The 24,094-nt window shown below is 38.5% G+C and carries 25 protein-coding genes and 5 pseudogenes; 19 read left to right on the top strand and 11 right to left on the bottom strand.

Features of this window, described 5'->3' with window-relative positions:
- Positions 1–65 precede the first annotated feature (65 nt).
- The 3 genes from xylA (at position 66) to AC0DBE_RS05840 (ending at position 4,038) form a co-directional block, all read left to right on the top strand.
- Entirely contained in the window at positions 66–1,403 is a 1,338-nt protein-coding gene (xylA, locus tag AC0DBE_RS05850; RefSeq protein WP_061187530.1) for a xylose isomerase, read from the top strand.
- 171 nt (positions 1,404–1,574) lie between these two features.
- The gene (gene xylB / locus AC0DBE_RS05845) at positions 1,575–3,074 is read left to right on the top strand and encodes a xylulokinase (protein ID WP_014113896.1); all 1,500 of its coding nucleotides are present in this window, start codon (positions 1,575–1,577) and stop codon (positions 3,072–3,074) included.
- Positions 3,075–3,330: 256 nt separating this feature from the next.
- A complete protein-coding gene (locus AC0DBE_RS05840; RefSeq protein WP_014113897.1) occupies positions 3,331–4,038 on the top strand; it encodes a glycoside hydrolase family 11 protein in 708 nt (235 codons plus the stop codon).
- 419 nt (positions 4,039–4,457) lie between these two features.
- Here the strand turns inward: AC0DBE_RS05840 and AC0DBE_RS05835 are convergent, their stop codons facing one another.
- Complete coding sequence (locus tag AC0DBE_RS05835; protein ID WP_014113898.1) at positions 4,458–5,159, bottom strand: thermonuclease family protein; 702 nt, start codon at positions 5,157–5,159, stop codon at positions 4,458–4,460.
- Positions 5,160–5,598: 439 nt separating this feature from the next.
- On the opposite strand from AC0DBE_RS05835, the gene AC0DBE_RS05830 reads away from it, so the two are divergent.
- A complete protein-coding gene (locus AC0DBE_RS05830; RefSeq protein ID WP_472961431.1) occupies positions 5,599–7,014 on the top strand; it encodes a sugar porter family MFS transporter in 1,416 nt (471 codons plus the stop codon).
- Positions 7,015–7,165: 151 nt separating this feature from the next.
- On the opposite strand, the gene alr is transcribed toward AC0DBE_RS05830, so the two are convergent.
- On the bottom strand, positions 7,166–8,350 hold the full coding sequence (gene alr / locus AC0DBE_RS05825; RefSeq protein WP_090557862.1) for an alanine racemase: 1,185 nt from the start codon (positions 8,348–8,350) through the stop codon (positions 7,166–7,168).
- Between the two features lie 405 nt (positions 8,351–8,755).
- Here alr and AC0DBE_RS05820 point away from each other — a divergent pair, with 405 nt between their 5' ends.
- Complete coding sequence (locus tag AC0DBE_RS05820) at positions 8,756–9,220, top strand: DUF2691 family protein (RefSeq protein WP_472961430.1); 465 nt, start codon at positions 8,756–8,758, stop codon at positions 9,218–9,220.
- A 27-nt stretch (positions 9,221–9,247) separates the two neighbouring features.
- Positions 9,248–9,682 (top strand): dUTP diphosphatase DutA, encoded by a 435-nt coding sequence (gene dutA, locus AC0DBE_RS05815; RefSeq protein ID WP_072183639.1) that lies wholly within the window; start codon positions 9,248–9,250, stop codon positions 9,680–9,682.
- A gap of 122 nt (positions 9,683–9,804) precedes the next feature.
- Here dutA and AC0DBE_RS05810 read toward each other — a convergent pair whose 3' ends face one another.
- Positions 9,805–9,978 (bottom strand): hypothetical protein, encoded by a 174-nt coding sequence (locus AC0DBE_RS05810; RefSeq protein ID WP_014113906.1) that lies wholly within the window; start codon positions 9,976–9,978, stop codon positions 9,805–9,807.
- A gap of 266 nt (positions 9,979–10,244) precedes the next feature.
- On the bottom strand, positions 10,245–10,466 hold the full coding sequence (locus tag AC0DBE_RS05805) for a spore coat protein CotU (protein ID WP_087987052.1): 222 nt from the start codon (positions 10,464–10,466) through the stop codon (positions 10,245–10,247).
- A 457-nt stretch (positions 10,467–10,923) separates the two neighbouring features.
- Between AC0DBE_RS05805 and AC0DBE_RS05800 the strand changes: the two genes are divergently transcribed.
- Together AC0DBE_RS05800 and AC0DBE_RS05795 are read left to right on the top strand one after the other, a co-directional pair.
- Complete coding sequence (locus tag AC0DBE_RS05800; protein WP_152024364.1) at positions 10,924–11,037, top strand: hypothetical protein; 114 nt, start codon at positions 10,924–10,926, stop codon at positions 11,035–11,037.
- 267 nt (positions 11,038–11,304) lie between these two features.
- Entirely contained in the window at positions 11,305–12,144 is an 840-nt protein-coding gene (locus AC0DBE_RS05795; protein WP_014113909.1) for a thymidylate synthase, read from the top strand.
- Between the two features lie 153 nt (positions 12,145–12,297).
- On the opposite strand, the pseudogene AC0DBE_RS05790 reads toward AC0DBE_RS05795, so the two are convergent.
- From AC0DBE_RS05790 to AC0DBE_RS05770, 5 genes and pseudogenes are all read right to left on the bottom strand, one after another.
- Positions 12,298–12,510, bottom strand: a pseudogene (locus tag AC0DBE_RS05790) (hypothetical protein); the annotation flags it as partial.
- A gap of 157 nt (positions 12,511–12,667) precedes the next feature.
- Positions 12,668–13,377: pseudogene (locus AC0DBE_RS05785) on the bottom strand (YrpD family protein).
- A gap of 179 nt (positions 13,378–13,556) precedes the next feature.
- On the bottom strand, positions 13,557–13,913 hold the full coding sequence (locus AC0DBE_RS05780) for a YoqO family protein (protein WP_079287793.1): 357 nt from the start codon (positions 13,911–13,913) through the stop codon (positions 13,557–13,559).
- Between the two features lie 239 nt (positions 13,914–14,152).
- On the bottom strand, positions 14,153–14,377 hold the full coding sequence (locus AC0DBE_RS05775; RefSeq protein WP_014113913.1) for a hypothetical protein: 225 nt from the start codon (positions 14,375–14,377) through the stop codon (positions 14,153–14,155).
- Between the two features lie 176 nt (positions 14,378–14,553).
- Positions 14,554–14,705, bottom strand: a pseudogene (locus AC0DBE_RS05770) (Sec-independent protein translocase family protein).
- Between the two features lie 337 nt (positions 14,706–15,042).
- Here AC0DBE_RS05770 and AC0DBE_RS05765 point away from each other — a divergent pair.
- Entirely contained in the window at positions 15,043–15,441 is a 399-nt protein-coding gene (locus AC0DBE_RS05765; RefSeq protein ID WP_041521167.1) for a hypothetical protein, read from the top strand.
- Positions 15,442–15,502: 61 nt separating this feature from the next.
- On the opposite strand, the gene AC0DBE_RS05760 is transcribed toward AC0DBE_RS05765, so the two are convergent.
- On the bottom strand, positions 15,503–15,946 hold the full coding sequence (locus AC0DBE_RS05760; protein WP_472961425.1) for an SRPBCC family protein: 444 nt from the start codon (positions 15,944–15,946) through the stop codon (positions 15,503–15,505).
- A gap of 154 nt (positions 15,947–16,100) precedes the next feature.
- Here AC0DBE_RS05760 and AC0DBE_RS05755 point away from each other — a divergent pair, with 154 nt between their 5' ends.
- From AC0DBE_RS05755 to AC0DBE_RS05715, 9 genes and pseudogenes are all read left to right on the top strand, one after another.
- Positions 16,101–16,361 (top strand): hypothetical protein, encoded by a 261-nt coding sequence (locus AC0DBE_RS05755; RefSeq protein WP_090557865.1) that lies wholly within the window; start codon positions 16,101–16,103, stop codon positions 16,359–16,361.
- Between the two features lie 21 nt (positions 16,362–16,382).
- A complete protein-coding gene (locus AC0DBE_RS05750; RefSeq protein WP_014113918.1) occupies positions 16,383–16,571 on the top strand; it encodes a hypothetical protein in 189 nt (62 codons plus the stop codon).
- 161 nt (positions 16,572–16,732) lie between these two features.
- Positions 16,733–17,929, top strand: coding sequence for a chromate efflux transporter (gene chrA, locus AC0DBE_RS05745; protein ID WP_079287796.1), 1,197 nt, complete (start codon positions 16,733–16,735; stop codon positions 17,927–17,929).
- A 102-nt stretch (positions 17,930–18,031) separates the two neighbouring features.
- Positions 18,032–18,352: pseudogene (locus AC0DBE_RS05740) on the top strand (Ger(x)C family spore germination C-terminal domain-containing protein); the annotation flags it as partial.
- 154 nt (positions 18,353–18,506) lie between these two features.
- Positions 18,507–19,310, top strand: a complete 804-nt coding sequence (locus AC0DBE_RS05735; RefSeq protein ID WP_090557867.1) for a hypothetical protein — start codon at positions 18,507–18,509, stop codon at positions 19,308–19,310.
- 4 nt (positions 19,311–19,314) lie between these two features.
- Positions 19,315–19,932, top strand: a complete 618-nt coding sequence (locus AC0DBE_RS05730) for a DUF4166 domain-containing protein (protein WP_061186400.1) — start codon at positions 19,315–19,317, stop codon at positions 19,930–19,932.
- Positions 19,932–21,567 (top strand): annotated as a pseudogene (locus AC0DBE_RS05725) (YndJ family protein). Before AC0DBE_RS05730 ends, AC0DBE_RS05725 begins: the two are co-directional and overlap by 1 nt.
- Positions 21,568–21,659: 92 nt before the next feature.
- Positions 21,660–21,974 carry a hypothetical protein gene (locus AC0DBE_RS05720; protein WP_087987048.1) on the top strand — a complete coding sequence of 105 codons (315 nt, stop codon included), beginning with the start codon at positions 21,660–21,662 and terminating at the stop codon, positions 21,972–21,974.
- A gap of 234 nt (positions 21,975–22,208) precedes the next feature.
- Entirely contained in the window at positions 22,209–22,967 is a 759-nt protein-coding gene (locus AC0DBE_RS05715; protein WP_072183325.1) for a poly-gamma-glutamate hydrolase family protein, read from the top strand.
- A gap of 22 nt (positions 22,968–22,989) precedes the next feature.
- On the opposite strand, the gene AC0DBE_RS05710 is transcribed toward AC0DBE_RS05715, so the two are convergent.
- Positions 22,990–23,442 carry a YndM family protein gene (locus tag AC0DBE_RS05710; protein ID WP_014113928.1) on the bottom strand — a complete coding sequence of 151 codons (453 nt, stop codon included), beginning with the start codon at positions 23,440–23,442 and terminating at the stop codon, positions 22,990–22,992.
- A 196-nt stretch (positions 23,443–23,638) separates the two neighbouring features.
- On the opposite strand from AC0DBE_RS05710, the gene fosM reads away from it, so the two are divergent.
- The gene (gene fosM / locus AC0DBE_RS05705; protein ID WP_061186397.1) at positions 23,639–24,061 is read left to right on the top strand and encodes a FosM family fosfomycin resistance protein; all 423 of its coding nucleotides are present in this window, start codon (positions 23,639–23,641) and stop codon (positions 24,059–24,061) included.
- Positions 24,062–24,094 lie beyond the last annotated feature (33 nt).

Raw genomic sequence — 24,094 nt, 5'->3', positions numbered from 1 at the left:
CAACTTACTTACAATATGACATACAATGCGCCTGTATTTGAATTTATTTTTAAGGGGGAAATCACATGGCTCAATCTCATTCTGGTTCGGTTAACTATTTTGGAAGCGTAAACAAAGTGGTTTACGAAGGGAAAGATTCCACTAATCCTTTAGCATTTAAATATTATAATCCTCAAGAAGTAATCGGCGGAAAAACGATGAAAGAGCATTTGCGATTTTCTATTGCCTATTGGCATACATTTACTGCTGATGGCACAGACGTTTTTGGAGCAGCTACAATGCAAAGACCATGGGATCACTATAAAGGCATGGATCTAGCTAGGGCGAGAGTAGAAGCAGCATTTGAGATGTTTGAAAAACTAGATGCACCATTTTTTGCTTTTCATGACCGAGATATTGCACCAGAAGGAAGTACGTTAAAAGAGACAAATCAAAATTTAGATATTATCGTGGGCATGATTAAAGATTACATGAGAAATAGCAACGTTAAGTTATTATGGAATACTGCGAACATGTTTACAAACCCCCGTTTCGTCCATGGTGCCGCGACTTCTTGCAATGCAGATGTATTTGCGTATGCTGCAGCACAAGTAAAAAAAGGGTTAGAAACAGCAAAAGAGCTTGGCGCCGAGAACTATGTATTTTGGGGCGGCCGTGAAGGATACGAAACATTGTTAAATACCGATTTAAAATTTGAGCTTGATAATTTGGCGAGATTTATGCATATGGCAGTAGATTATGCGAAGGAAATCGAGTATACAGGGCAGTTTTTGATTGAACCAAAACCAAAAGAGCCGACCACCCATCAATATGATACAGATGCAGCAACAACCATTGCCTTTTTGAAGCAATATGGCTTAGACCATCATTTTAAATTAAATCTAGAAGCCAATCATGCCACATTAGCCGGGCATACATTCGAACATGAATTACGCATGGCAAGAGTACATGGTCTTCTTGGCTCTGTTGATGCGAACCAGGGGCATCCTCTTTTAGGCTGGGACACGGATGAATTTCCGACAGATTTATATTCTACGACATTAGCAATGTACGAAATCCTGCAAAATGGCGGCCTTGGAAGCGGTGGATTAAACTTTGACGCGAAGGTCAGAAGATCTTCTTTTGAGCCTGATGATTTAGTATATGCCCATATTGCAGGGATGGATGCATTTGCAAGAGGATTGAAAGTAGCCCACAAATTAATCGAAGATCGTGTGTTTGAAGATGTGATTCAACATCGTTATCGCAGTTTTACTGAAGGAATTGGTCTTGAAATTACAGAAGGAAGAGCTAATTTCCATACTCTTGAGCAATATGCGCTAAATAATAAAACAATTAAAAACGAATCTGGAAGACAGGAGCGATTAAAAGCGATATTGAACCAATACATCTTAGAAGTATAACAGAAGAAAGAGGAGCCCCAGATCCATCTATAAGAAGATATAGCAAGATAGCCAAGTCACCTAACTACCCGTCATGATTCCTTTACTATTTCTTATTGTTATGACGGGTAATTTCTATAATTGGGATTTATTTAAAGTGAATGGTTTTTTAAAAGGTTAAGGAGTGAAAAAATGAAGTATGTCATTGGAATAGATCTTGGAACGAGTGCTGTTAAAACCATTTTAGTCAATCAAAACGGCAAAGTTTGTGCAGAAACGTCCAAAAGTTATCCGCTCATCCAAGAGAAGGTGGGATATAGTGAGCAAAACCCTGAAGACTGGGTGCAGCAAACAATTGAAGCATTGGCTGAATTGGTTTCTAAATCCAATGTTCAAGCCAAGGATATTGACGGGATAAGCTATTCAGGACAAATGCATGGGTTAGTACTGCTTGACAAAGATCGTCAGGTGTTACGTAATGCCATTCTTTGGAATGATACCAGAACGACGCCTCAATGTATCAGGATAACCGAGAAATTTGGCGATAACCTGCTTGACATCACAAAAAACCGTGTTCTAGAAGGGTTTACATTACCTAAAATGTTATGGGTGAAGGAACATGAACCTGAACTTTTTAATAAAACTGCTGTTTTTTTGCTTCCGAAAGACTATGTGAGATTCCGTATGACTGGTGCGATTCACACCGAATACTCCGATGCAGCAGGAACTTTACTTTTACATATTACTCGCAAGGAGTGGAGCGATGATATTTGCAATCAATTTGGTATTTCTGCAGATATTTGTCCTCCGCTTGTTGAATCTCATGAATGTGTAGGATCGCTGCTTCCGAACGTTGCGGCGGAGACAGGGCTATTGAAAAAAACAAAAGTGTACGCTGGGGGAGCAGATAATGCCTGCGGTGCTATTGGAGCGGGGATTCTTTCTTCCGGAAAAACATTATGCAGTGTTGGGACGTCAGGGGTCATACTTTCCTACGAAGAAGGCAAAGAAAGAGACTTTAAAGGGAAAGTGCACTTTTTTAATCATGGAAAAAAGGATTCTTTTTATACGATGGGAGTCACGCTCGCTGCAGGATACAGCTTGGACTGGTTTAAAAGAACGTTTGCACCAAACGAAGCGTTTGAGCAATTATTGCAGGGGGTGGAATCTATTCCGATAGGGGCCAATGGACTGCTATACACTCCTTATCTGGTTGGTGAAAGAACGCCACATGCAGATTCTTCTATTCGGGGAAGCTTGATCGGAATGGATGGAGCCCACAAAAGAGAGCACTTTTTGAGGGCAATAATGGAAGGCATCACATTCTCTTTACATGAATCAGTTGAGCTATTCCGCGAAGCAGGAAAATCAGTTCATACTGTTGTTTCTATTGGTGGGGGAGCTAAAAATGAAACGTGGCTGCAAATGCAAGCTGATATTTTCAATGCGAAGTTGATTAAGTTAGAAAATGAACAAGGTCCAGCCATGGGGGCCGCTATGCTAGCTGCCTTTGGAAGTGGATGGTTTGAATCCCTTGAAGAATGCGCAGAGCAGTTCATTCGTGAAGCTGCTGCATTTTATCCAAAGCAACAAAATGTTCAAAAATATAAAACACTATTCGAGTTGTATAAGAAAATTTACACACACACAAAGGATCTAAATGCAGCTTTGAAGAGCTTTCGAAAAAACTAATCATAAGTGTGATTCGTAAAGAGTGTATTTTTTGTCAGGAGATCAACGAAAGAACAATTAACGATTAATCATCATCAAAGACCTTTAATGACATAGCAATATTTTTAATCACAAAACACTAAGCTATTACAATAGTAACTTAACTGATAGCAGGAACAATAATATAACTACTATGGCTGCCTTTTTTTGAGAAATGGTGAGAACAAACATTACGGTAAGGTCTAAATACAACCTAATCAAACAGGAGGAATACCGAATGAAACAAAAAAGAATGAAGTTTTTGTTAGCGGTTTTATTTAGTCTAGCGCTGACATTACCTGCATGGCCCGCACAGGCGGCAACTACTATTACCTCAAATCAAACTGGCTCTCAAGATGGCTATGATTATGAATTGTGGAAGGATTATGGGAACACCAGTATGACGCTCAATAGCGGCGGCGCATTTAGTGCCCAGTGGAGTAACATTGGGAATGCTTTATTCCGAAAAGGCAAGAAATTCGATACAACCAAGACTCACTCAGAGCTTGGAAACATATCAATGAATTACAACGCAGCCTTCAATCCGGGCGGAAATTCCTATCTATGTGTTTATGGATGGACGAAAGATCCGCTCGTAGAATATTACATCGTAGATAATTGGGGCACCTATAGACCGACCGGAACGCCAAAGGGTACTTTTACTGTTGATGGGGGCACATATGACATTTATGAGACCACTCGAATCAACCAACCTTCCATTATAGGTATCGCAACCTTTAAACAGTATTGGAGTGTCCGGCAGACAAAACGAACGAGCGGAACCGTATCTGTCAGCGAACACTTCAAGAAGTGGGAAAGCTTAGGAATGCCAATGGGTAAGATGTATGAAACCGCGCTAACGGTAGAGGGATATCAAAGTAATGGCAGTGCTAATGTAACTACTAATGTACTGACTGTTGGAGGGAAAAGTAAATCATCCTTTTAAGTTTTGATTCAAACCTGATTTGGTATCAGTCCAAACTCTTGATTGAATTCGGGAGTATATTTGCACACAAATAACCCCTCACATTAACGTGAAGGGGTGTTTTTTATTATCTACACGATCTAATAGCTATTTTTATATTATTCAACAAGATTCATGTTTAAAAAGCACGATCAACTCTATCTTGTAGGAGTTACTAAACCAGATAAAAACATATAGGATAATATAGTATCTCCTGGAACTACTATACAGCAGAAAATTTCACAGGCATAGTTGCATGACCTCTGTCTATTTTAGATTGGTAAGCAGAATGGAAACTAGACACGCCAGCTACATCTTCCTTAACTCAGTTTGCAAACGTTTCTGTTCCTCGAGTTGACGATGGAGCAGAAGAGGTTTCATTTTCATTTGTACTGGAAGTTTCACTCAATTCTTTCTTTGGGAGATGCATTCTGATACGTTGCTGCTTTTTTACCCTTAGTGTTTGTCTGTTTCACGCAACCATTAAATCCTCTGTTAGTCACATAACCATTCCTGCTCCAGATTGAAAGTTTTTCTGATTTCGCTTCTTGCTCATCTTTCGTAAATTGGTCTATGTATTTTGTGTTAGGCTCATATACATACGCTACTCTGGCCAATCCTTCTTTCAATAATGTCTCTTGAACAGACTTGCCATCGACATAAACGTAAGCTAACAGTCTTCCATACTTATCTCTGCGATCGCCTTTATCAAATTCCAGCTGAAGCTTACCGCTGTTGACCAATTCTTTATTTCGTTTTGACGCATCTTCACCGTATGGTTGAACACAAGAATGTGGTTTCTTCGTCTCAGGTGTATCAACGAGCAAGTAGCGAACTGTGTCTTCCTTTCCGTTGTAAATAACCTTAATCGTATCTCCATCAACTGCTCTATCTAATGTAACATTCACCAATTTCTTATGATTTTTTGAATGAGATGTGCCAGCCTTTTGTTCTGGCTGTTTATTTTCATTAGATTGAGTATCTTGAGAGACTTGCTCTGTGTCATTAGAATCTGAATGGCTTTTTTCTGCGTGATTTGATTCACAAGCTGCCAAAGTAATGCTTAAAACGAATGCGATAATACTGACCAAAACTTTCTTCATATGATTTCCTCTCTAGAATGTAAGTTCTTGTATGCTCTCCTTTAAATCGGTTAAACATCATCATTATAACGAGTTGTACATTTTTTGTGAATGAAAAATATCCATAACGCTAAGGGAGATTACATTGAATGCTTACAGTCAAAATGTAAACTTCACAATGAAGTGACAAAAACATACCTATCACACAAAGGAAACAAACAATTCTGAAGATTATATTGATTGAAAACGCTTTTGGAATTATGATAATATCAGATATGACAATAATGTGACAAAAACATCACTACAACATAACAATTCATCGCTTATGTGTATTCTATCGACGAAATATGAAAGCGATTACAAATCCAGAGGCAGAAGTCTAAGATAGAGATGACTTTAGTTTTGTATCAATATCCACACTGAAAGAACTTATTAAGTATTCTTAATAAAGGCAGGGGAAATGGATATGAATGAACATCGAAATCGAAGATTGAAATTAATAATGATTTCAGCAACATTTGGAGGGCTTCTCTTTGGATATGACACCGGAGTTATAAATGGAGCTTTGCCTTTTATGGCAAGACCAGATCAGCTTCAGTTAACACCGGTTACAGAAGGGCTTGTTACAAGCATTCTTTTATTAGGTGCGGCGTTCGGAGCGTTGTTATGCGGCAGATTAGCTGATCGCTATGGCCGCCGTAATATGATCCTTAATCTTTCTTTTTTATTCTTCCTGGCATCACTTGGAACAGCGTTAGCACCTAATGTTTTAATCATGGCGGTCTTTCGTTTTTTGCTCGGGCTGGCTGTTGGGGGAGCTTCAGCGATGGTACCGGCCTTTTTAGCAGAAATGGCACCGCATGAGAAGAGAGGACGTATGGTAACCCAAAATGAGCTAATGATTGTTGGCGGGCAATTTTTAGCATATGTTTTTAATGCGATCCTTGGTGTAACAATGGCAAATACCGGACATGTTTGGAGATACATGCTGGTCCTTTGTGCCGTTCCGGCTTTAATGTTATTTGCCAGTATGCTCAAGGTTCCAGAAAGCCCGAGATGGCTAATCTCCAAAGGCAAAAAAAGTGAGGCGCTGCGTGTTCTTAAACAAATTCGAGAAGAGAAACGTGCAGAGGCTGAATGTAGAGAAATACAAGCAGCGGTAGAAAAAGATACAGAACTGAAGAAGGCATCACTCAGTGACTTTTCTACACCATGGCTGCGCCGTCTTTTACTCATTGGAATTGGTGTTGCCATAGTGAATCAAATTACAGGTGTTAACTCGATTATGTATTATGGCACTCAAATCCTTAAAGAATCTGGTTTTGGTACAAAAGCAGCTTTAATCGCTAATATTGGGAATGGGCTGATATCGGTCATAGCAGTTATATTTGGGATTTGGCTGGTCGGAAAAGTGAGCCGGCGTCCAATATTATTGATTGGTTTGGCGGGGACCACGACAGCACTTTTATTAATAGCAATATTCTCAATAGTGCTTGATGGATCTGCAGCACTCCCTTATGCTGTACTTTCTTTGACCGTTTTATTTCTTGCCTTTATGCAAGGATGCGTAGGGCCTGTGACTTGGCTGGTCATAGCAGAAATATTCCCTCAAAGATTAAGAGGGCTTGGTTCTGGAATAAGTGTTTTTTTTCTGTGGATTTTAAACTTTATGATTGGTTTTGCTTTTCCAATATTGCTTAGCTCTGTCGGTTTGTCTTTTACCTTCTTTATATTCGTGGCATTGGGTGTATTGGCAATCGGTTTTGTTTACAAATTCATGCCGGAAACAAAGGGGCGTACACTTGAAGAACTAGAAGAGCATTTCCGTTCTCAACACGATAAAGATACCCCTGAAAAATCAGCTATTGAGGTATAATAAAATCATTATACTGATGCATGAAATCTCTCTGCTTATAGGAGGGATTTTTTGTTTGGTTTCAGAAAAGTAAAACCCCTCCGGTAGCGGAATCTTGATTCAGCATAAAAGAGAGATTTTGGGGTATTTACAAAAAAACGCAAATGCAAAACTACACGTATAATACTGGAGTTGATACTTTAAAAATCTCGCCATCTCTTATATAAAAACGAGGGATGCGGCGGCTTAATGTAGACACGACTTCATAGTTAATCGTATTGAGCATTTCAGCCACTTCATCAACGGAAATCTCGGCTCCTTTTTGCTTACCGTAAATCACGACTTCTTCTCCTTGTTTACCTTCACCGTTCTCTCCTAAACTGACCATGATCATATCCATTGTTACTCTTCCCGCCACTGGGACTCGTTTTCCGCGATGAAGAACAAACCCGCGATTTGAAAGTGCACGGGAATAACCGTCAGCATATCCGATCGGGAGTGTAGCAATGACTTCGTCGGGTTCTGCAATGTATGTAGCACCATAGCTAATGGTTCGGGGTTCTGTCCGCATGGTTTTCACATAAGCGATACGCGCCTTTAAACTTAATGCAGGAACAAGCTTCACGAGGTTTAGTTGTTTGATATAGGTTGAAGGATATAACCCATATAAGCCGATACCTAAACGAATCATATCAGCACTAAATTCCGGAAAAGCAATAGCTGCAGCCGTGTTGCTCATGTGCACGGTGGGCAGTTCAATGCCCTGGTTCTTTAAAAAGCTGAGAAAACTAATGAATTTATCGTGCTGCAGCTTGGTTAGTGTGGTGTCAGCTTCATCAGCTGTAGAAAAATGTGTAAATATCCCTGTCCACCTGAGGGATTTGCTTGCCTTTAGTGCCTTCACTACTGCTAAAAGTTCTTCCTTTGTGCGTACACCTAATCGTCCCATCCCAGTATCCACGTTAATATGAATAGCCAGCCGGTCAGTACTCGCTTCTTTTTCCAATATCTCGTTAGCTTCTTTAATCCAATCAACCTGAAATGCTGATAATGTTATATTCCAAGCTGCTGACTTTTTCACACAACTAAGGGAGGTAAAACCAAGCACAAGGATAGGTGCTGTAATCCCCGCTTTTCGTAAAACGATTCCTTCCTCCACGCTGGCAACAGCGAGCTCACTCGCCCCGTGTTCCAGTGCATGGCGCGCCACTTCTACAGACCCATGACCATAACCGTTCGCTTTTACGACAGCCATAATTTTGCTTTTATTTGGAATATGACGGCGAATTGTTCGCAAATTTTTTTTTATGGCATCAAGATTGACTTCAATCCAAACTTCTCGGCAAAGCTTTGTCATTAATGCTTCCTTCCTTCTTATGGAATAGTAAAAACCGCATTTAGCCGCAAAATAAATGTTAATTGTTGGATGGTTTCGATCTTATTTTATTCAACTTCATTTGAAATCATTCAACAGCAAATCTATGATATATGAGAAGGTGTCATCGATGCCGAAATATTTGCTTTCAATGTTCTATAACCCAAACGTGAAACTGAAGATACTGGCCGGGCTAACTCTTCTTGATAAAGAACTGGGGAACGCCTATTGTTACTGAACATAGGAAGAACTTTTTAAATGGGAAGGCTGAGAAAATGTGTAAAAGAAGGCGGGTATCAAACCGCACTTGATTCCTGTTCCACAAACCTAACATCTGAGTATATAATTAAATTCATGTTCAGAAAATCGTTTAAGTGAGGAGTATACATGAAAAGGGGAGTTAGTTTTCAAATACCGAATGAATATGGAAATTATCTATGGAGAATACTGCAGCCGTTAGAAATAGCTAATTATATGTGGCAAACGAGTGGGGAATCTTATTTTGTTGTAGACGGAGAGCTAGATAATGAGGAGCTCTTTAATGATTACGCAATTGTTGAAGGGGCTGACTTTGCGAATCGATTAAAAACAAATCAGTACTACACCATTTTCGTTGAATTGAAAGCATTTCCATTTGGAAAAACGGTTAATGAAGTCCAGACATATGAAGAGTTTGTTGACAGTGATTGCGAACTTGTCCTTTTGATAGCAGATAATAGCTATGTTTCGATTTACTGTAAAAACAAAAATACCATTGAAAAACTTTACTTCAATGCTTTAAAGAATGATTTTGAAGAAGTTCTATTTATAACTGATGAAAACGACACAAGAACAGGCCTTACCGTATGGTAATTCAATAATGTTAAAGGAGTAATACATATGACAATGCAAATTAAAATCAAATATCTAGATGAAACACAAACAAGAATCAGCAAAATTGAGCAAGGAGATTGGATTGATCTTCGAGCAGCTGAAGATGTAGCAATTAAAAAAGGTGAATTTAAACTTGTCCCATTAGGTGTAGCTATGGAATTGCCCGAAGGTTACGAAGCACATGTCGTTCCTCGTTCGAGTACATATAAGAACTTTGGCGTTATTCAAACAAACTCAATGGGTGTTATCGATGAGTCTTATAAGGGAGACAACGATTTTTGGTTCTTTCCTGCTTATGCGTTACGTGACACAGAGATTAACAAAGGGGATCGGATCTGCCAGTTCAGAATCATGAAAAAGATGCCGGCAGTTGAATTAATTGAAGTCGAGCGTTTAGGGAATGAAGATAGAGGAGGACACGGTTCAACGGGAACGAAGTAAATAATAAAAACCTTGGCTGTATTCATGCTTTGATCTGAACAATGGAAGTTTCATCCAAGGTACATATAATAATATGTATAAAATGAATATTTTAATACGAAGGGTTTAATTATAAACAAATTTTAAAAAGGGAGGTTTTGGAAAAGAGAAATAGTAATAACTAAAGTAGATAAAGAACCTAAAGATGTCAAAGAAACAATTTTTCGGGTGCTTTGCTTTTTTGAAGGTTTACTTAGTTCATGAACAACTGCACCCCATAAAAGCATGGATGCTAAAACTATAATACTTATATACATATAGATGCTCCTTTTCTTATTTACAGTTTTTACATTTTTATCGATTTTACCACATTTAGGATTGAGATGTCGATGAAACAAGCATCTCTATAAAAGAATACTTTTATCTAAATTTTTATAAGTAGGGGAAGGCAGCCATGAGAAAAGTTCAAAATATAAGATGAAATGAGACACAAGACTTCACAAAAAAATCTGAGTATCGTCGACAAATATCATAAAAAAAGCCCCCGGTATGTCGCCGGGGAATAAATAGATGTTTAAGAGATTTAGTGATGTTTTTTATATGATTCGACAAAATCATAATAATGATCATCGTCATCATAATACTTTTTGTCGTAATGATAATCGTGATCATCGTAATACTTTTTATCATGGTCATAATACTTTTTGTCGCAATCATAATGCTTCTTATCATGGTCGTAATACTTTTTGTAATACGTTTTTTTCCAAGTGTAATACTCTTCTTTATATTTTTTATAATAACCCAATTAAATTCCTCCCTTTATTTGATTCGAAATTAATTTATGAAGTTTAAATGATATGGTATGGTCAAATGAAATAAGAATAGTAAAAAGAGGCTGTTTAAAAAACTTTCTGAAAAACAAAATGGATAACTGCTTATTAAAGTAAGAGCGGGAGAAGGACTCAATCACTGTAAAAGAATAAAATAATATAGTGTATGGAGAAGATTAATATACGCAAAGAGAGACTTTCTCTAATTGAAGAATATTTGAACGTCTTGGTTAAGATTCAAGAACTCTATGTTGTGATTCCTGATGCTGCTTTTGAAGGATTTAAAGTTAGACCTTAACAAACAGCAAACCGGTCAGAAACGGATTAAAGAAGGAATGAACTGCTGCCAAATATCATAAAAAAAGTTGTAAATGATCAAATGAATGAAATTAGAGGATTTATTTTAAAGAAAGCCCAATTGCACATGGACAAATGACAATTGATATTGAGGTAAAATACAATGCATTAAATCAGAGGGAGCGATTGGAGGGTTTAATGTGTTTAGACAATATCCAATTTGGTATACACAAACACCTTACTATTTGAATGTTCATGTGCCTCAATATCAAATCATTTCTTATAATCCTCAACAATGTTATCAACGGTGTATGTATCAAACTGGCGGTAACTATGAGCAATGTGACAGACTATGTTATGGTGAAATACAGGTGTAAAAGAGGGGGTTAACTCCTCTTTTACAGTAATTAGAATAAAAATCTCATTTTATCTGCATGTGCTTAGTATTTGCGTTAATATTGTTTTCGTAATAAATTATGCCAAGTAACTGAAAATGAAAGAAGGATATGAATAGTTATGACTCAATTCGATAAACAATACAATTCAATCATAAAGGACATTATGAATAATGGAATCTCAGATGAAGAATTTAATGTAAGAACCAAGTGGGACTCTGATGGAACACCGGCTCATACACTAAGCGTGATTAGTAAGCAAATGAGGTTTGACAACTCAGAGGTTCCTATTTTAACGACAAAAAAGGTTGCCTGGAAAACAGCCATTAAAGAGTTGCTCTGGATTTGGCAGCTAAAATCTAACGATGTTACTGAATTAAACAAGATGGGCGTACATATTTGGGATCAGTGGAAACAAGAAGACGGCACCATCGGAAATGCTTATGGATTTCAGTTGAGCAAGAAAAACAGAAATCTAAATGGAGAAAAAGTGGATCAAGTTGATTATCTTCTTCATCAATTGAAGAACAACCCATCTTCACGCAGACACATTACAATGCTATGGAATCCAGATGAATTAGATTCAATGGCCTTAACGCCATGTGTATACGAAACTCAATGGTATGTTAAGCAAGGAAAGCTCCACCTCGAGGTAAGAGCACGGAGCAATGACATGGCGTTGGGAAATCCATTCAATGTATTCCAGTATAATGTGTTACAGCGCATGATTGCTCAAGTCACTGGTTATGAGCTTGGTGATTATATCTTTAACATTGGTGATTGCCATGTGTACACACGTCATATCGACAATTTGAAAATCCAAATGGAAAGAGAGCAGTTTGAAGCACCTGAATTATGGATCAATCCTGAAGTCAAAGATTTTTATGACTTTACGATTGATGATTTTAAGTTAATTAACTATAAGCATGGGGACAAGCTTTTATTTGAGGTAGCAGTATAATGCTGCCTCTTTATTGATCACTATATTGTAGTAGGCAATCCTAATTTTATTTTTAAGACATCCGGAAGATGAATGAATTTGGATTATCGAAGAAGTTAAAAAGATAAATACATATATTCTAAAGACTCATATAAAAAAGATTAACTTTACAAGTTAATCTTTTTTATTTAGAAGAAAATATCCTAATTTTGAAACTAGATACAACGTGAAAGCGATCATTAAGGTTCTTGATATTACAATTCCATGAATGGCCAGATCATATCCAGCAGGTATCAACGCTTTTGTATTAAACATAAAATACATTGATATTAGAAGCGCTATAATAACCAAAAGCATTCCAAAAGGACCTGTCTTTCCATATTTCATACAATTTCCACCCTATATTAAAATATGATATAACAAACAAATGAGCTGAAGATTCTGATGATTATTTCTAAAATAATGCGAGCTATGAACAGCATGCCATTTTTTGTGTAATTGTCCTAATAAAACCGCCTGGCAATGCCGGCGGCCTTTTGCTGCTTTATTTATTAACAGAAATCGAAACGTTATTTCCTGAAACAGAAACCTTTGCGAAATCCTGTGTATCTACCACAGGAGTGACGGCTTTATTGTCGATTGTAATGTTGTTAAAAGATGTCGAAAAGGTTGCTTTGATGGCATTACGCTGACTTTCATACGAAACAGCCGCGGTAGCAAGTGTTTTCCATTTTGAAATCGTGCCGATGTTGGTTCCTTGGATTTCTGTGATAATCCGTCCGGTATAACCATCATTGTTCGTTCCCCAAAGAGTCATGCGTGTATTGCCGAAATTGTCATTTGGACTGTGCTTCCAGGGCGGAAGCCTTTATTGTATGTGAATTTGTCTTTTCCTTCGATATACGTTTCTTCATTTTTGGCCCCAACCTTCATGAGGGGCTTCCAGACGTTGTATTGTTTGCTGTACTGGAGCCCGATGTCTGCCTCAGTTCCGCTTGTTGCCCTGAAGCCTGAATAAATATAAGGCGTAGAGACCGAGTCATCATGTTTTACGGTGTCGGGAAGCTTGATTTTAGCTGTGAAAACGGTGCCAGTACTGTTCAGATAGGCGCGGCCGCCGATGCCTTTAGGCAGCTGGGTGGCTGCTTTTGCGACCTGAGTGTCTGCCGCGGGCAACCCTGGAATACCCGCTGAAAGTGTTCCGAAAAGAACTGCTGTTCCTACTGCACCTGCAATCAATACTTTTTTCATCAAAATTCCCCCTTTTAATAGTGGTTTCGTCATTCATTATACCTTATTTTGGAACTGGATTTATGTATATCAATCGACAAAATATTTCATTTCGCCAATCAGTTTCATGTTGGATGGTTTATGGGACGAAACGGCTCCTCCAATTTGAAAACTATATACATTTATTAGATGAGAGGGTTAGCTCACAATGGTTTTAACCGATTTGAAATCTTCCTCAAAATAAAAACACAAATGCTTAAAGAAACGATAATCAAAAGAATGACCGCTATTGTTTCCCAGCCGGTAAAAAAGGGGTGATCTTTAATTACTGCTTGTCCTTGCAAAATCATAAAAGTACAGGTACCGACTAAGAAAAGAAAACAAATACTTAGAATCGCCAACGATTTACGTGTATATGTTTTCAATTCGTCTTTAACATACAGCAAAACGAAAACAAAGCAGCTAACATTGGCAATCGTTTTTACCACATCAAAGTTTTTCATGACAATTGATATAAATAGACAAAGTAAAATAAGATAAAATACGATGTTTTTAGACAAAGAATCTCTCCTTTTATGTATGGCCCTTAAAGAGCTTACAAAAGTTCCTTTATCACTGCAATACTTGGAAGCAGAACCAATCGCACTTTCATAAACTAATTTAACTATGTACTAAATATTCAACATAAATTTAGATTCAGTCATTAAGGAAAACTTCAGATTATACCAACAGTAGATCAAACAAAAAAAACCCGGCATTAGCCGGGGAAAAAGTGAAATCGAGGAGATGTTAATGGAGTTTAGTAATGTTTCTTATGCTTTTTATACTCTACAACATAATCATAGTCTTTTTTGTCGTGATCATAATATTTTTTATCATAGTCGTAATATTTTTTGTCATAATCACAGTCATAATATTTTTTATCATGGTGATCATAGTATTTTTTATCATATTCGTAATACTTCTTATAATACGTTTTTTTGACCGTATAATACTCTTCTTTATATTTTTTGTAATAACCCATATTTACTCCTCCTTTATTATTGATACGCTTTATTATATGGCGAATTGATTGTGCGGCTTGGACAGTTACTATCATAGAAGAAAAAAAGGGCTGTCCAAATCATAGAAAAAGAGGCAGATGACACAGAAACAAATCAACATAAAAAGCCGATTTTTTATCGTCCCAAATCATTTATCTTATATTAGTTTGTCTTCTTTGTTTTCTGAATCACTTTTTCTTACATCCTGAGTCAGTCCGCTGGCCGCTTGTTTACATCTTGATAAGGCTTTTCCGGCAGCACGGCCAACAGGTCCAAATACGAAAAAACCTACAAATAAATAACGAGTATTTTTGTGAAGCTTACTTCATGTTTTTTTCCTCCTGATTGAAGTACAACCTGCGAAACAAATGATAAGAGATGACGATTCAAATGGAAATGCGCTTATTTTGAACAAGAGTTGATTCATAAAATGGCTGCAGCCGAATATAATGTCCAATGCCATTTGTAAAAAAAGCGGAGAGGTGATCTGGATCAATGTTGTTTACGCTGGCCAGTATCTATGGCTTTTGCGAACAAGGCACGGGGGGTATAGGGATCATATCGGCCATACTGGGTGGCATATTAGATTCAAAGCAATGATAGTACTGTGACTTGCTATGATTGAAAGAGAGGAGAGATATGGTTGATACGATTCAATAAGGTAATTGGATTCCTGTCTGTTTTAGGATTCACTGCGGTTTTACCATTAACAGCACAAGCAGAACAAGCGGGAACTGCTGGGGCTGGGGAGTGGGATAAGTTGGGGACTTACACATATACTTATTCAAGTCCGACGGTATATTCGAGCGGAGGAGATTTTAGAGTCTGCCTTTCAGGAAGCACTCCTTTTTCTGTCTCGCTGCACTTATATGAGGATGATGCCGGTGACAATCCTGATGATTATGTAGGGGCAAACTATTTTTCTCCCGGAGAATGCCACACTTTTAGCAGTATTGGAAAATTTGTAGATGGGAGCAATAACAAGGCCGAGTTCTTTGTTACCGATTACTCTGGTAAATCTAAAACAGTTACGTTTTATGATTGATGGACTCAAACTGTGAAGTATAACCTTTGAAAACAAAAGAGAGAGACACCTCTCTCTTTTTCTATTCTTCGACAGTCTTACGAAGCCGTTCATTTACAATGCTTGTCCAGCCTCCATCCATCTTATCGCGTATGATGGAGCTTTTCTCGTTTGCTTTGCCAATCATTTCATTTGGCTCCTTCCAGCCGCCGTGAATAAGGGTAAACCTCGTCTTTTCTCCTAAGTCTTCTAATTGAAAGGTAACGATCCATCCATCTGTATCCCATTCAAATGAAAGTTCAGTGGGAACTTGAACAGTCAAAACTTTACAAGGAGATGGCCCAAACGGCGATTGTAAGTGGAATTCTTGTCCTTCTTTCAGCTGAAAATCATTGGGCATAAACCACTTGGCAATGCCTTCTGAAGTGGAAATCGTTTCCCAGACTTTCTGAATAGGTGCCTCTAGGGTAATATTTTTCGTAATATCCGGTAATGTATTTTCGCGATTTTCACGATTTTGATCCATTTCGTTTACCTCTAACATATGATGTTTTTTTCAATTAAATCATATAATAACTAATAAGATCATGTCCATATCTTGCATGATTTATGCTGCAGCCTGTTGTTGAACATTGTATCAGTCCCATCCAGTTTGATCTGTTAAAGGGGGGAGTTCCTGCGTGTACGAGAAAGAAAATACAGTGAGAGAGTGGAAAGTGTATCTTTTCGTCTTTTCATTCATGATTCTTTGTGCAGTTGCATTTGTTATTTTTGAATCGAAAATTTTGTTCAGCCAAATCGTTCTGCGCGGATTTGATGCCTTCATCAGTTTTGTTTTATTAACGAATGTGCTGTTTTTCTGGAGAAGGAGCAAACGTATAGCATATGTTTCAGGAGTTTTAGCCGTTATCAATCTCATTATGGTTATTTCTCTGGTTTAATCTAAAACAGGAGGTTTTTTTATGCTTGGAAAAATTAAAGCAGCCATTGATAATAGTCCGGGAAAGCCGGCTAGAATTGTAGTCAGTGAAAAAACGTTTCAGCAACTAGAAAAAGAGATGCGTTTCGTTTACGTTTCCAAACCGAAAACGATAATGGGAATACCTGTGGAAGTGTCAGATCAGGCAGAAAGCTTCAAGCTGGAATTTTAATCTATTCCGAACTGCAAAAAGGCTCATTTTGAGCCTTTTTATTATAATAAAGTTAAGATTCGTTATCATTTCAAACAAGCGCTTGCAAACATGTTTCAGTTTTTTATACTTAAGTGGAGTATTTCAGCTTTTTTAGAATGCTGAGAATATGGGAGGGAGCAATGCACAAACATAAGCGCAACAGCTTTAAAACTCTGATAGAAATTTTAATTGTTTCGACAAGACTCGGGTTTACATCATTCGGAGGTCCCATTGCTCATCTGGGCTACTTTTATGAAGAATATATTCGCAAAAGAAAATGGCTGGATGAAAAAAGCTATGCTGATTTGGTTGCTTTGTGCCAGTTCTTGCCCGGACCGGCGAGCAGCCAAGTTGGGATTGGGATTGGTGTTATGCGTGGCGGGTTACTCGGCGGTATCGTTTCATTTCTCGGCTTTACGCTGCCCTCTGTTTTGGCACTTATCATATTTGCTCTTTTGTTAAAAAGTACCGATATAGAGCAAGCCGGCTGGATTCATGGTTTAAAAATCGTGGCGGTTGCAGTTGTTGCACATGCTATAACAGGAATGGCTCAAAAACTGACGCCTGATGTTAAGCGAAAAACGATGGCTTTGTTTGCATTGGTTGTTTCACTTTTATGGCAAACCGCGTTTACCCAAGCAGGTATTATAATCATTTCAGCAGCGATTGGTTTTCTGCTGTTTAAAGAGTCTATCGACAAAAAAGAATCAGCATTCCATTTTCCTATTTCTAAGACATTCGGAACAGTGTGTCTTTCATTATTCTTCGGATTGCTTGTTCTTCTGCCTGTTCTGCGAGAAACTGCGGATTTGCGCTGGCTTTCTATGTTTGACAGTTTTTACAGGGCAGGTTCCTTGGTTTTTGGCGGGGGACATGTTGTATTGCCGTTATTGGAACAGGAATTTGTACCAACTGGAATGGTCAGCAAAGAAGCATTTTTAGCAGGATATGGTGCAGCACAAGCTGTGCCGGGACCGTTATTTACATTTGCCGCCTATCTTGGTGCAGTCATGGGCGGCTGGCAGGGCGGAATGTTAGCTGCTATTGCCATTTTCCTGCCTGCGTTTTTGCTGATTTTAGGTGCGTTGCCCTATTGGGATATTTTGCGGAGGAATCCCAACCTAAAGGGAGCTCTTGCAGGAGTGAATGCAGCGGTAGTCGGAATTTTAATTTCAGCTTTTTATTTTCCGATTTGGACAAGTGCGATTTTGAATCCGATTGATTTTGCGTTTGCGGCTGTATTGTTTAGTATGCTTGCTTATTGGAAGCTGCCTCCTTGGGTGATTGTAGTCACCGGTGTCATTGGCGGTTTTCTTCTGAACCTTCTTTACATTTGACTTCTTTAAAGCGTGATGAAGACGTTCATCATGCTTTTTTTATTGGGAAAAAAGACGAACATAAAAAATAGATATACGGGAAAAATAATCCTATTAGACAGAATTTCATTCCATGTCGATATTGAAACAGAAGGGGATTTGGTTGAAAACTGGAACACAAAAGAGACGTCGGACACTCAGTTTTTAGAACGTATTGAAACAAACACTGAAAACGAAGTAAAGAAAATAGTCGGTAATGTATTAAAAAAAATCCAGCATGAATATAAAGCAGATGTTGCGGGTTTTGATGAATCTTTAAGACTTGAGCATCCGGACTTATGGAAAAAGGTGAAAAATAATTGGGGTGACACATTCAGTAAGGTTGCCATCACGTACAGCGTAAACGCCACAATTACTCATTATGGAACGGTTAAAACACAGTGATGAATCAAATAGATGCTTAAAAAGAAGAGAAGGCAAATATCTCTTCTTTTTTATGTGTTTTTAGGATTAGTATACTTTTTTTGGAGGTAATGGATTTTTTTGAATGGTCAATATGCTAATATAGAATTGCTTCAAATCGAAGGGAGGAGGGGCTGTGAGACAGAAACCGATTTATGTAGAAATCGAAATGAGATCTGATCTGGATAAGCTTTGGGAATATACACAAAACCCATCGCTGCATAAGGAATGGGACCTCCGGTTTTCAAATATCACGTATTTGCATAGGCAGCCATACGAAAAGCAGAAGTTTCTTTACGAAACAAGGATAGGCTTTGGATTAAAGGTATCGGGTACAGGAGAAACAGTCGGTGTTTTCGACAAATGTTCATCTGAAAGAGTTTCCTCACTGGCTTTTGGCTCTGACCATCCGTTATCTCTGATTCAGCATGGCAGCGGGTACTGGAAGTATATACAGCGAGACAACGGGAAAATGATGTTTTTAACACAGTACCAATACAAAACAGCCTACGGGCTGCCGGGAAGATGGATCGATCGTTTATTATTTCGGCCGCTTCTTGGCTGGGCGACTGCATGGAGCTTTGATGCATTAAGGCTTTGGATTGAGCAAAATAAACATCCGAAACACACAATTCGATCGGCTATCGTCTATGTGTTAATGTGTCTGTTTTTCAGTCTGTTTTGGTTTTATCAAGGCTTTACAGGTTTTTACACAAGGATTTTTGCAGGGGCAGCGGAGATAGGTATGGGTATTTTATGGCTGATTCCATTAAAGAGAAAATGGATCATTCATGCTGTACAGGCTTGTATCTTTGCTGGATTCGCTTTTCGAGGTTCCGAGATATTATGGATACTATTGAGTGTGTTTTCTGCGGCAAGTGGCGTTCTTAGTCAGCAGCTCCCCAGTGCCCGGCACACAAAACGAAAGAGAAAGAAGTGACATTGTGAGTTCGATTTATGAAAAAACGATCAAGAACTATCATTTACTGCATCCCAAGCTGCGAGAACGGTATCAATTAGACGAATCTCATACATTCAGCGGGACAGGAACGATGTCAGAAATAAGCGGAGGCTCTTTTCTGGTCAGAATGCTGTTAAAGCTGGGTGTTTTTTTCAGGTGCTTTTTTTCGGAAAGAGGCAAAAACATCCCATTTACCATTCAAAATAGAACTTGTCTTTTGAATCGGGAACATACTGGGATAGAATGGAATCGTACATTTTTCTTTAAAGGCAAAAAACGTTTCTTTGACGCGATCATGGTATACGACGAAAAAGAAGATAGAATACTTGATTTCTTCGGCAAACCTCATCTTCTGCTGTCTGTTTTAGCGTTCGAGGCATCTCCTGACGGCTCTCTAACCATTACAACGGGAAAGCAATGGCTATTGATATGCGGAAAAAGAATACCGCTTCCAAAATGGCTGACCGGTACATCCGCTGTTTGCGAAACGTTTGATGAAAGAAAGAATTGCTTCACCATTCAAGTGCATGTCCAAAATACAATTCTCGGCACTCTTTTCTTTTATAAAGGAATGTTTCAGGAAGAAGAGAGAGAATCATGATAAAACGAAATGGCATGATCAGTTCGCTTTGCTTTATAGGATTTCTTGCAGCGGAAGCACCTCATATATCAGTGGCAGAGGCACTTGTTTTGTTATCCATTCTTTTTTTTGTGCCGGGAATTTTTCTTTTTGTCTTTCAATCGCAGCTTCGGGCTGCTCCATTTCTGGAATCTGTGTTAATCCAATGCTATCCGGCAGCCGCTTTCTTTGCGGTGCTGGCTCTTGTGACAGACATCGGAGGTTTCGCGCTGATCTGGTGGATGTACACAGTTTTTATGGCGCTGTATGCGATCCTTCGTCTTTGGGAAACAAAGATACATAGAATCGAAGAGACATCAGTTCTGTTCGGGCTTATCTATTTGGCGGGAGGAGGTTTTTGGTTTTTTGCTTATGCTGCACATTTGCAGATAATGCAATTTGGCCCTCTCATCATTTTGCTGACTGCTGTCCACTTTCACTATTCAGCTTTTCTTATCCCGATCTTTAACGGCTTGCTCGGGAGAATCACCAGAAAAAATCGGATGTTGTACAGTTGGATAACATGGGTGATTTTGTTTTCGCCCCTTCTTATCGCGCTTGGCATCACATATTCAAAAACACTAGATGTCATTGCGGTTGGCATCTATATGGCGGCGCTTTATCTTCACGCATTTTTGGTGTTCACCACATCTTTTCGCAGCAAGACGGGGAAATTTCTTATTCGGTTCTCTTCTGCCGTTCTAATGATAACGATCTCTTTCTCGATGATTTATTCATTTGGTGTATTTCGGCAAGACGTTACACTGACCATTAATCAGATGATTTGGATTCACGGTTTTGTTAACGCGTTTTTTGTTATATTGCCCGCTCTCATAGGATGGAGAATAGAAGATCCGAAACCTTTTGATGCAGACAGCGTAAAGACATTCAGCCGTATCTACGGAAAAAGAAGGATTGGAAAAGACTTTTTAGCTAACATTCAAGCTGAAAATAACGTTCAGTACAGAGGGCTCGTGGATGATATGGGAAGCCTTCGATCAAAAGATTTTTCACCTGAAAAACTGGCGCCGTTCATTCTTTCGTTTTATGAACAAACCATTGATTATGATGTAAAAGCAAAAGTGACGTGGAGCACGTGGTTTCGGCCGCTTGCAATGGTTTACGAAAGGTTCAGCAGAAGAACCGGCCAAATCCATTTGTCGACGAACCCTGACTGGTATAGGATGTACAGCACGATAAAGGGTGTTCATTCGAAAAAAGACGGAAGAAAAAAAGTGCGTGCCTGGATCAGAACAAATGAAAAAAACGAAACCATTTTTACCGCTCTATATTCAGTATATCGTTCGAATGGAGAAGGGTATATGAACATTTCTCTACCGCTTCCATTCAGCAGTATGACAGGCATTTTAAAGCCTTATCATCATCGTGAGAAGCTGGTTTTGACAAGCCGGCGGAGAAAAAGCGGAGCCGGGGATGAGGGGATTTATCTGCAAACAAGAGCGGGAACTTGTCCGCTGCCTTTATCTGAAACCTTTCTGATAGAAGCTATACATGACAACAAGTTAACTGCTGTTCATCACATGTGGCTGTTTGGAATAAAATTTCTAACTGTACATTACATCATTACATATTGTCCGTCCAAATGAAAGAACCTAATACATAGAAGAGGATTCATCGGCCAGCTGTTTAATGATTAGATCTGCTACATTCCAATTCTGCGCCGCATCTAGACGGGAAAGGAAGGATTAATGATGTTTTATATCAGTTGTTTTCTGATTCTTTGGCTGGCTGCGGGATTTACAGTGGGAATGAAACAAGTGTATGTCGATCAGCTGTTTGATAAAGACGTAACCGAAAGACTGGAAAAAGAAGCGGATGATCATGGCCACGCTGACCGGATGATCAAACAGCGTGTCCTTTACATTGCAGCAGTGACATTAAGCGGGTTTATCGCTGTTTATTATGAAGTGAAAACAATCCCGCAAAGGCGAAAAATAAGAAAAATTGAAAAAAACATCATGAAACTGAATAAAGAAAATAAACGAAGAATGAAAAGAAAATAAAAATGCACAGGCCAAAGGGCAGGTGCGTTTTTTTTCTGTTTGATATGCGAATTGGGAAAAAGGTAGTTGGTACCAACTTACTTTTCATAAATTCAGAAATGGGAAGAACAGCGCCCGGGCCAATGGTATATAATATTGTGAATTTAACAAAAATTTAACAAGGAGGACGAGAAATTCGTGCTAAAGCCTCAAAGAAACCGACATCCTGTTGATTTGGACTTAGAGGCGGAGTAGATGAAACCGGCCAAAGTATCCCTGCTCCGCCGTTTGCTCCATTCCTTGAAGCATGTTGATTGTAACATAGCCAAACGTTTTCCATCAACTCTTAAAATTGTAAAATTATTGTTTATTTTTATGGTATTTACTCCGATTTCTTCAATATATGCTGAAGATGTATATCAGAATTTTGAGGAATTAAAAAACAATGAAGATCCTTCTGATTACGGCATTGTTACGAAAGAAACCGGCAGTCCTGTTCTTGTTTTAGCCATTCACGGAGGAGGTATTGAAGGCGGGACAAGTGAAATAGCGAGAGAGCTCAGCAAAGAGTACTCGATGTATTTATTTGAAGGCTTAAAATCGTCAGGAAACTCAGTGCTGCATATTACGAGCACGCATTTTGATGAGCCTCGGGCCCTGAAAATGACGGGAAGTCATGAATATGTCATTTCATTGCACGGATATGCAGAAGAAGATCAGCAGATCGAAGTCGGCGGTACAGATCGTGTAAGAGCGTCAGATTTAGTTGAAAAACTGCAAAATGCCGGTTTTCCTGCTGTATTGCTCGGTATGGACCATCCGCATGCAGGCGTAAGTCCGAATAACATCGCAAATAAATCAAAAACAGGTTTGAGTATCCAGTTAGAAATGAGCACAGGTTTTAGAAGATCTTTGTTCGGCGTTTTTTCTTTAAAAAGCAGATCTGTTACTCAAAATGAGAGGTTTTATGATTTCACAGAAGTGATGTCCCGTTTTATCAATAATAGCTACTGAAAAATAGGAGGCGCTAAGCCTCCTATTCCTCATGCTTCTCATTCGTAACGTCAGGAAACAGTTCGTCTGCGGCTTCTGTTTGATACTGCAGTGTGTTATCCCTGGCTGACAGTTCATTTCGGAAGGTTTCATCCAGCACATTTTTTAGCAAATACCGATGAAAAAAGTATTCAAAAACAGTAAGACAGAGGGCGGAAAGTAGAGCAGCTGCAAACGGTGGGAAATCATTTCTTGTTTGGGTTAAAACAAAGACCCAAAGAATAACGAATGAAAGTCCAAAGTCAGCCAATGAAGCTGTAATATTGTTTGTTCGCGGAAGGACGAGCATGTCACCGGATAGATAGGAAACAAAACCTAGGAAAAGTGCAATAAACATTACACTTAAAAAGGGCGCGTGATAGACTCTGTCCAAAATCACATATAAAAGGGCGAGAGTGAAAGCAACCTTTGAAGCAAGAGCAATGATATGTTTCATTTGACCACCTAAATTGTTATTTTTGAAGAAAACCCTTGGCTGTAAACAAATTATAAAAACATAAGTAATTCAATTCGACAATCATTATTTTAAACAATCCGATTTTGTTTACACTGGTATTTTTTGCTGACTGCATGAAACTTTTTTGGAAAAAAGTCGTACATATGGATGATCAGCTTTCAAGGGGGAATGATTTGTGAAGGTAAAAGGAATCAATCACTTATTATTTTCAGTTTCTCATCTGTATACATCGATTGATTTTTATCAAAAAGTGTTTGATGCCAAACTTTTGGTAAAGGGAAAAACAACAGCATATTTTGATTTAAATGGCATCTGGCTTGCGCTTAATGAAGAACCTGACATTCCGAGAAATGACATTAAGGCGTCTTATACCCATATTGCATTTACTATTGAAGATCAAGAGTTTGAGGAAATGTCAGCAAAATTAAAAACGCTTCATGTCAATATTCTGCCTGGCAGAGAACGAGATGAACGCGATCGAAAATCAATTTATTTTACCGACCCTGACGGCCACAAGTTTGAATTTCATACCGGAACCCTTCAAGACAGGCTTCGTTATTATAAACAGGAAAAAACGCATATGGATTTTTATGATTGAAACGACCTCTTTATATTACACAGAACATATACA

The sequence above is a fragment of the Bacillus sp. VA15 genome (genome assembly GCF_055721145.1).
The sequence above is the reverse complement of the archived record's forward strand: the minus strand, read 5'-3'. Positions and strand labels throughout refer to the sequence as shown.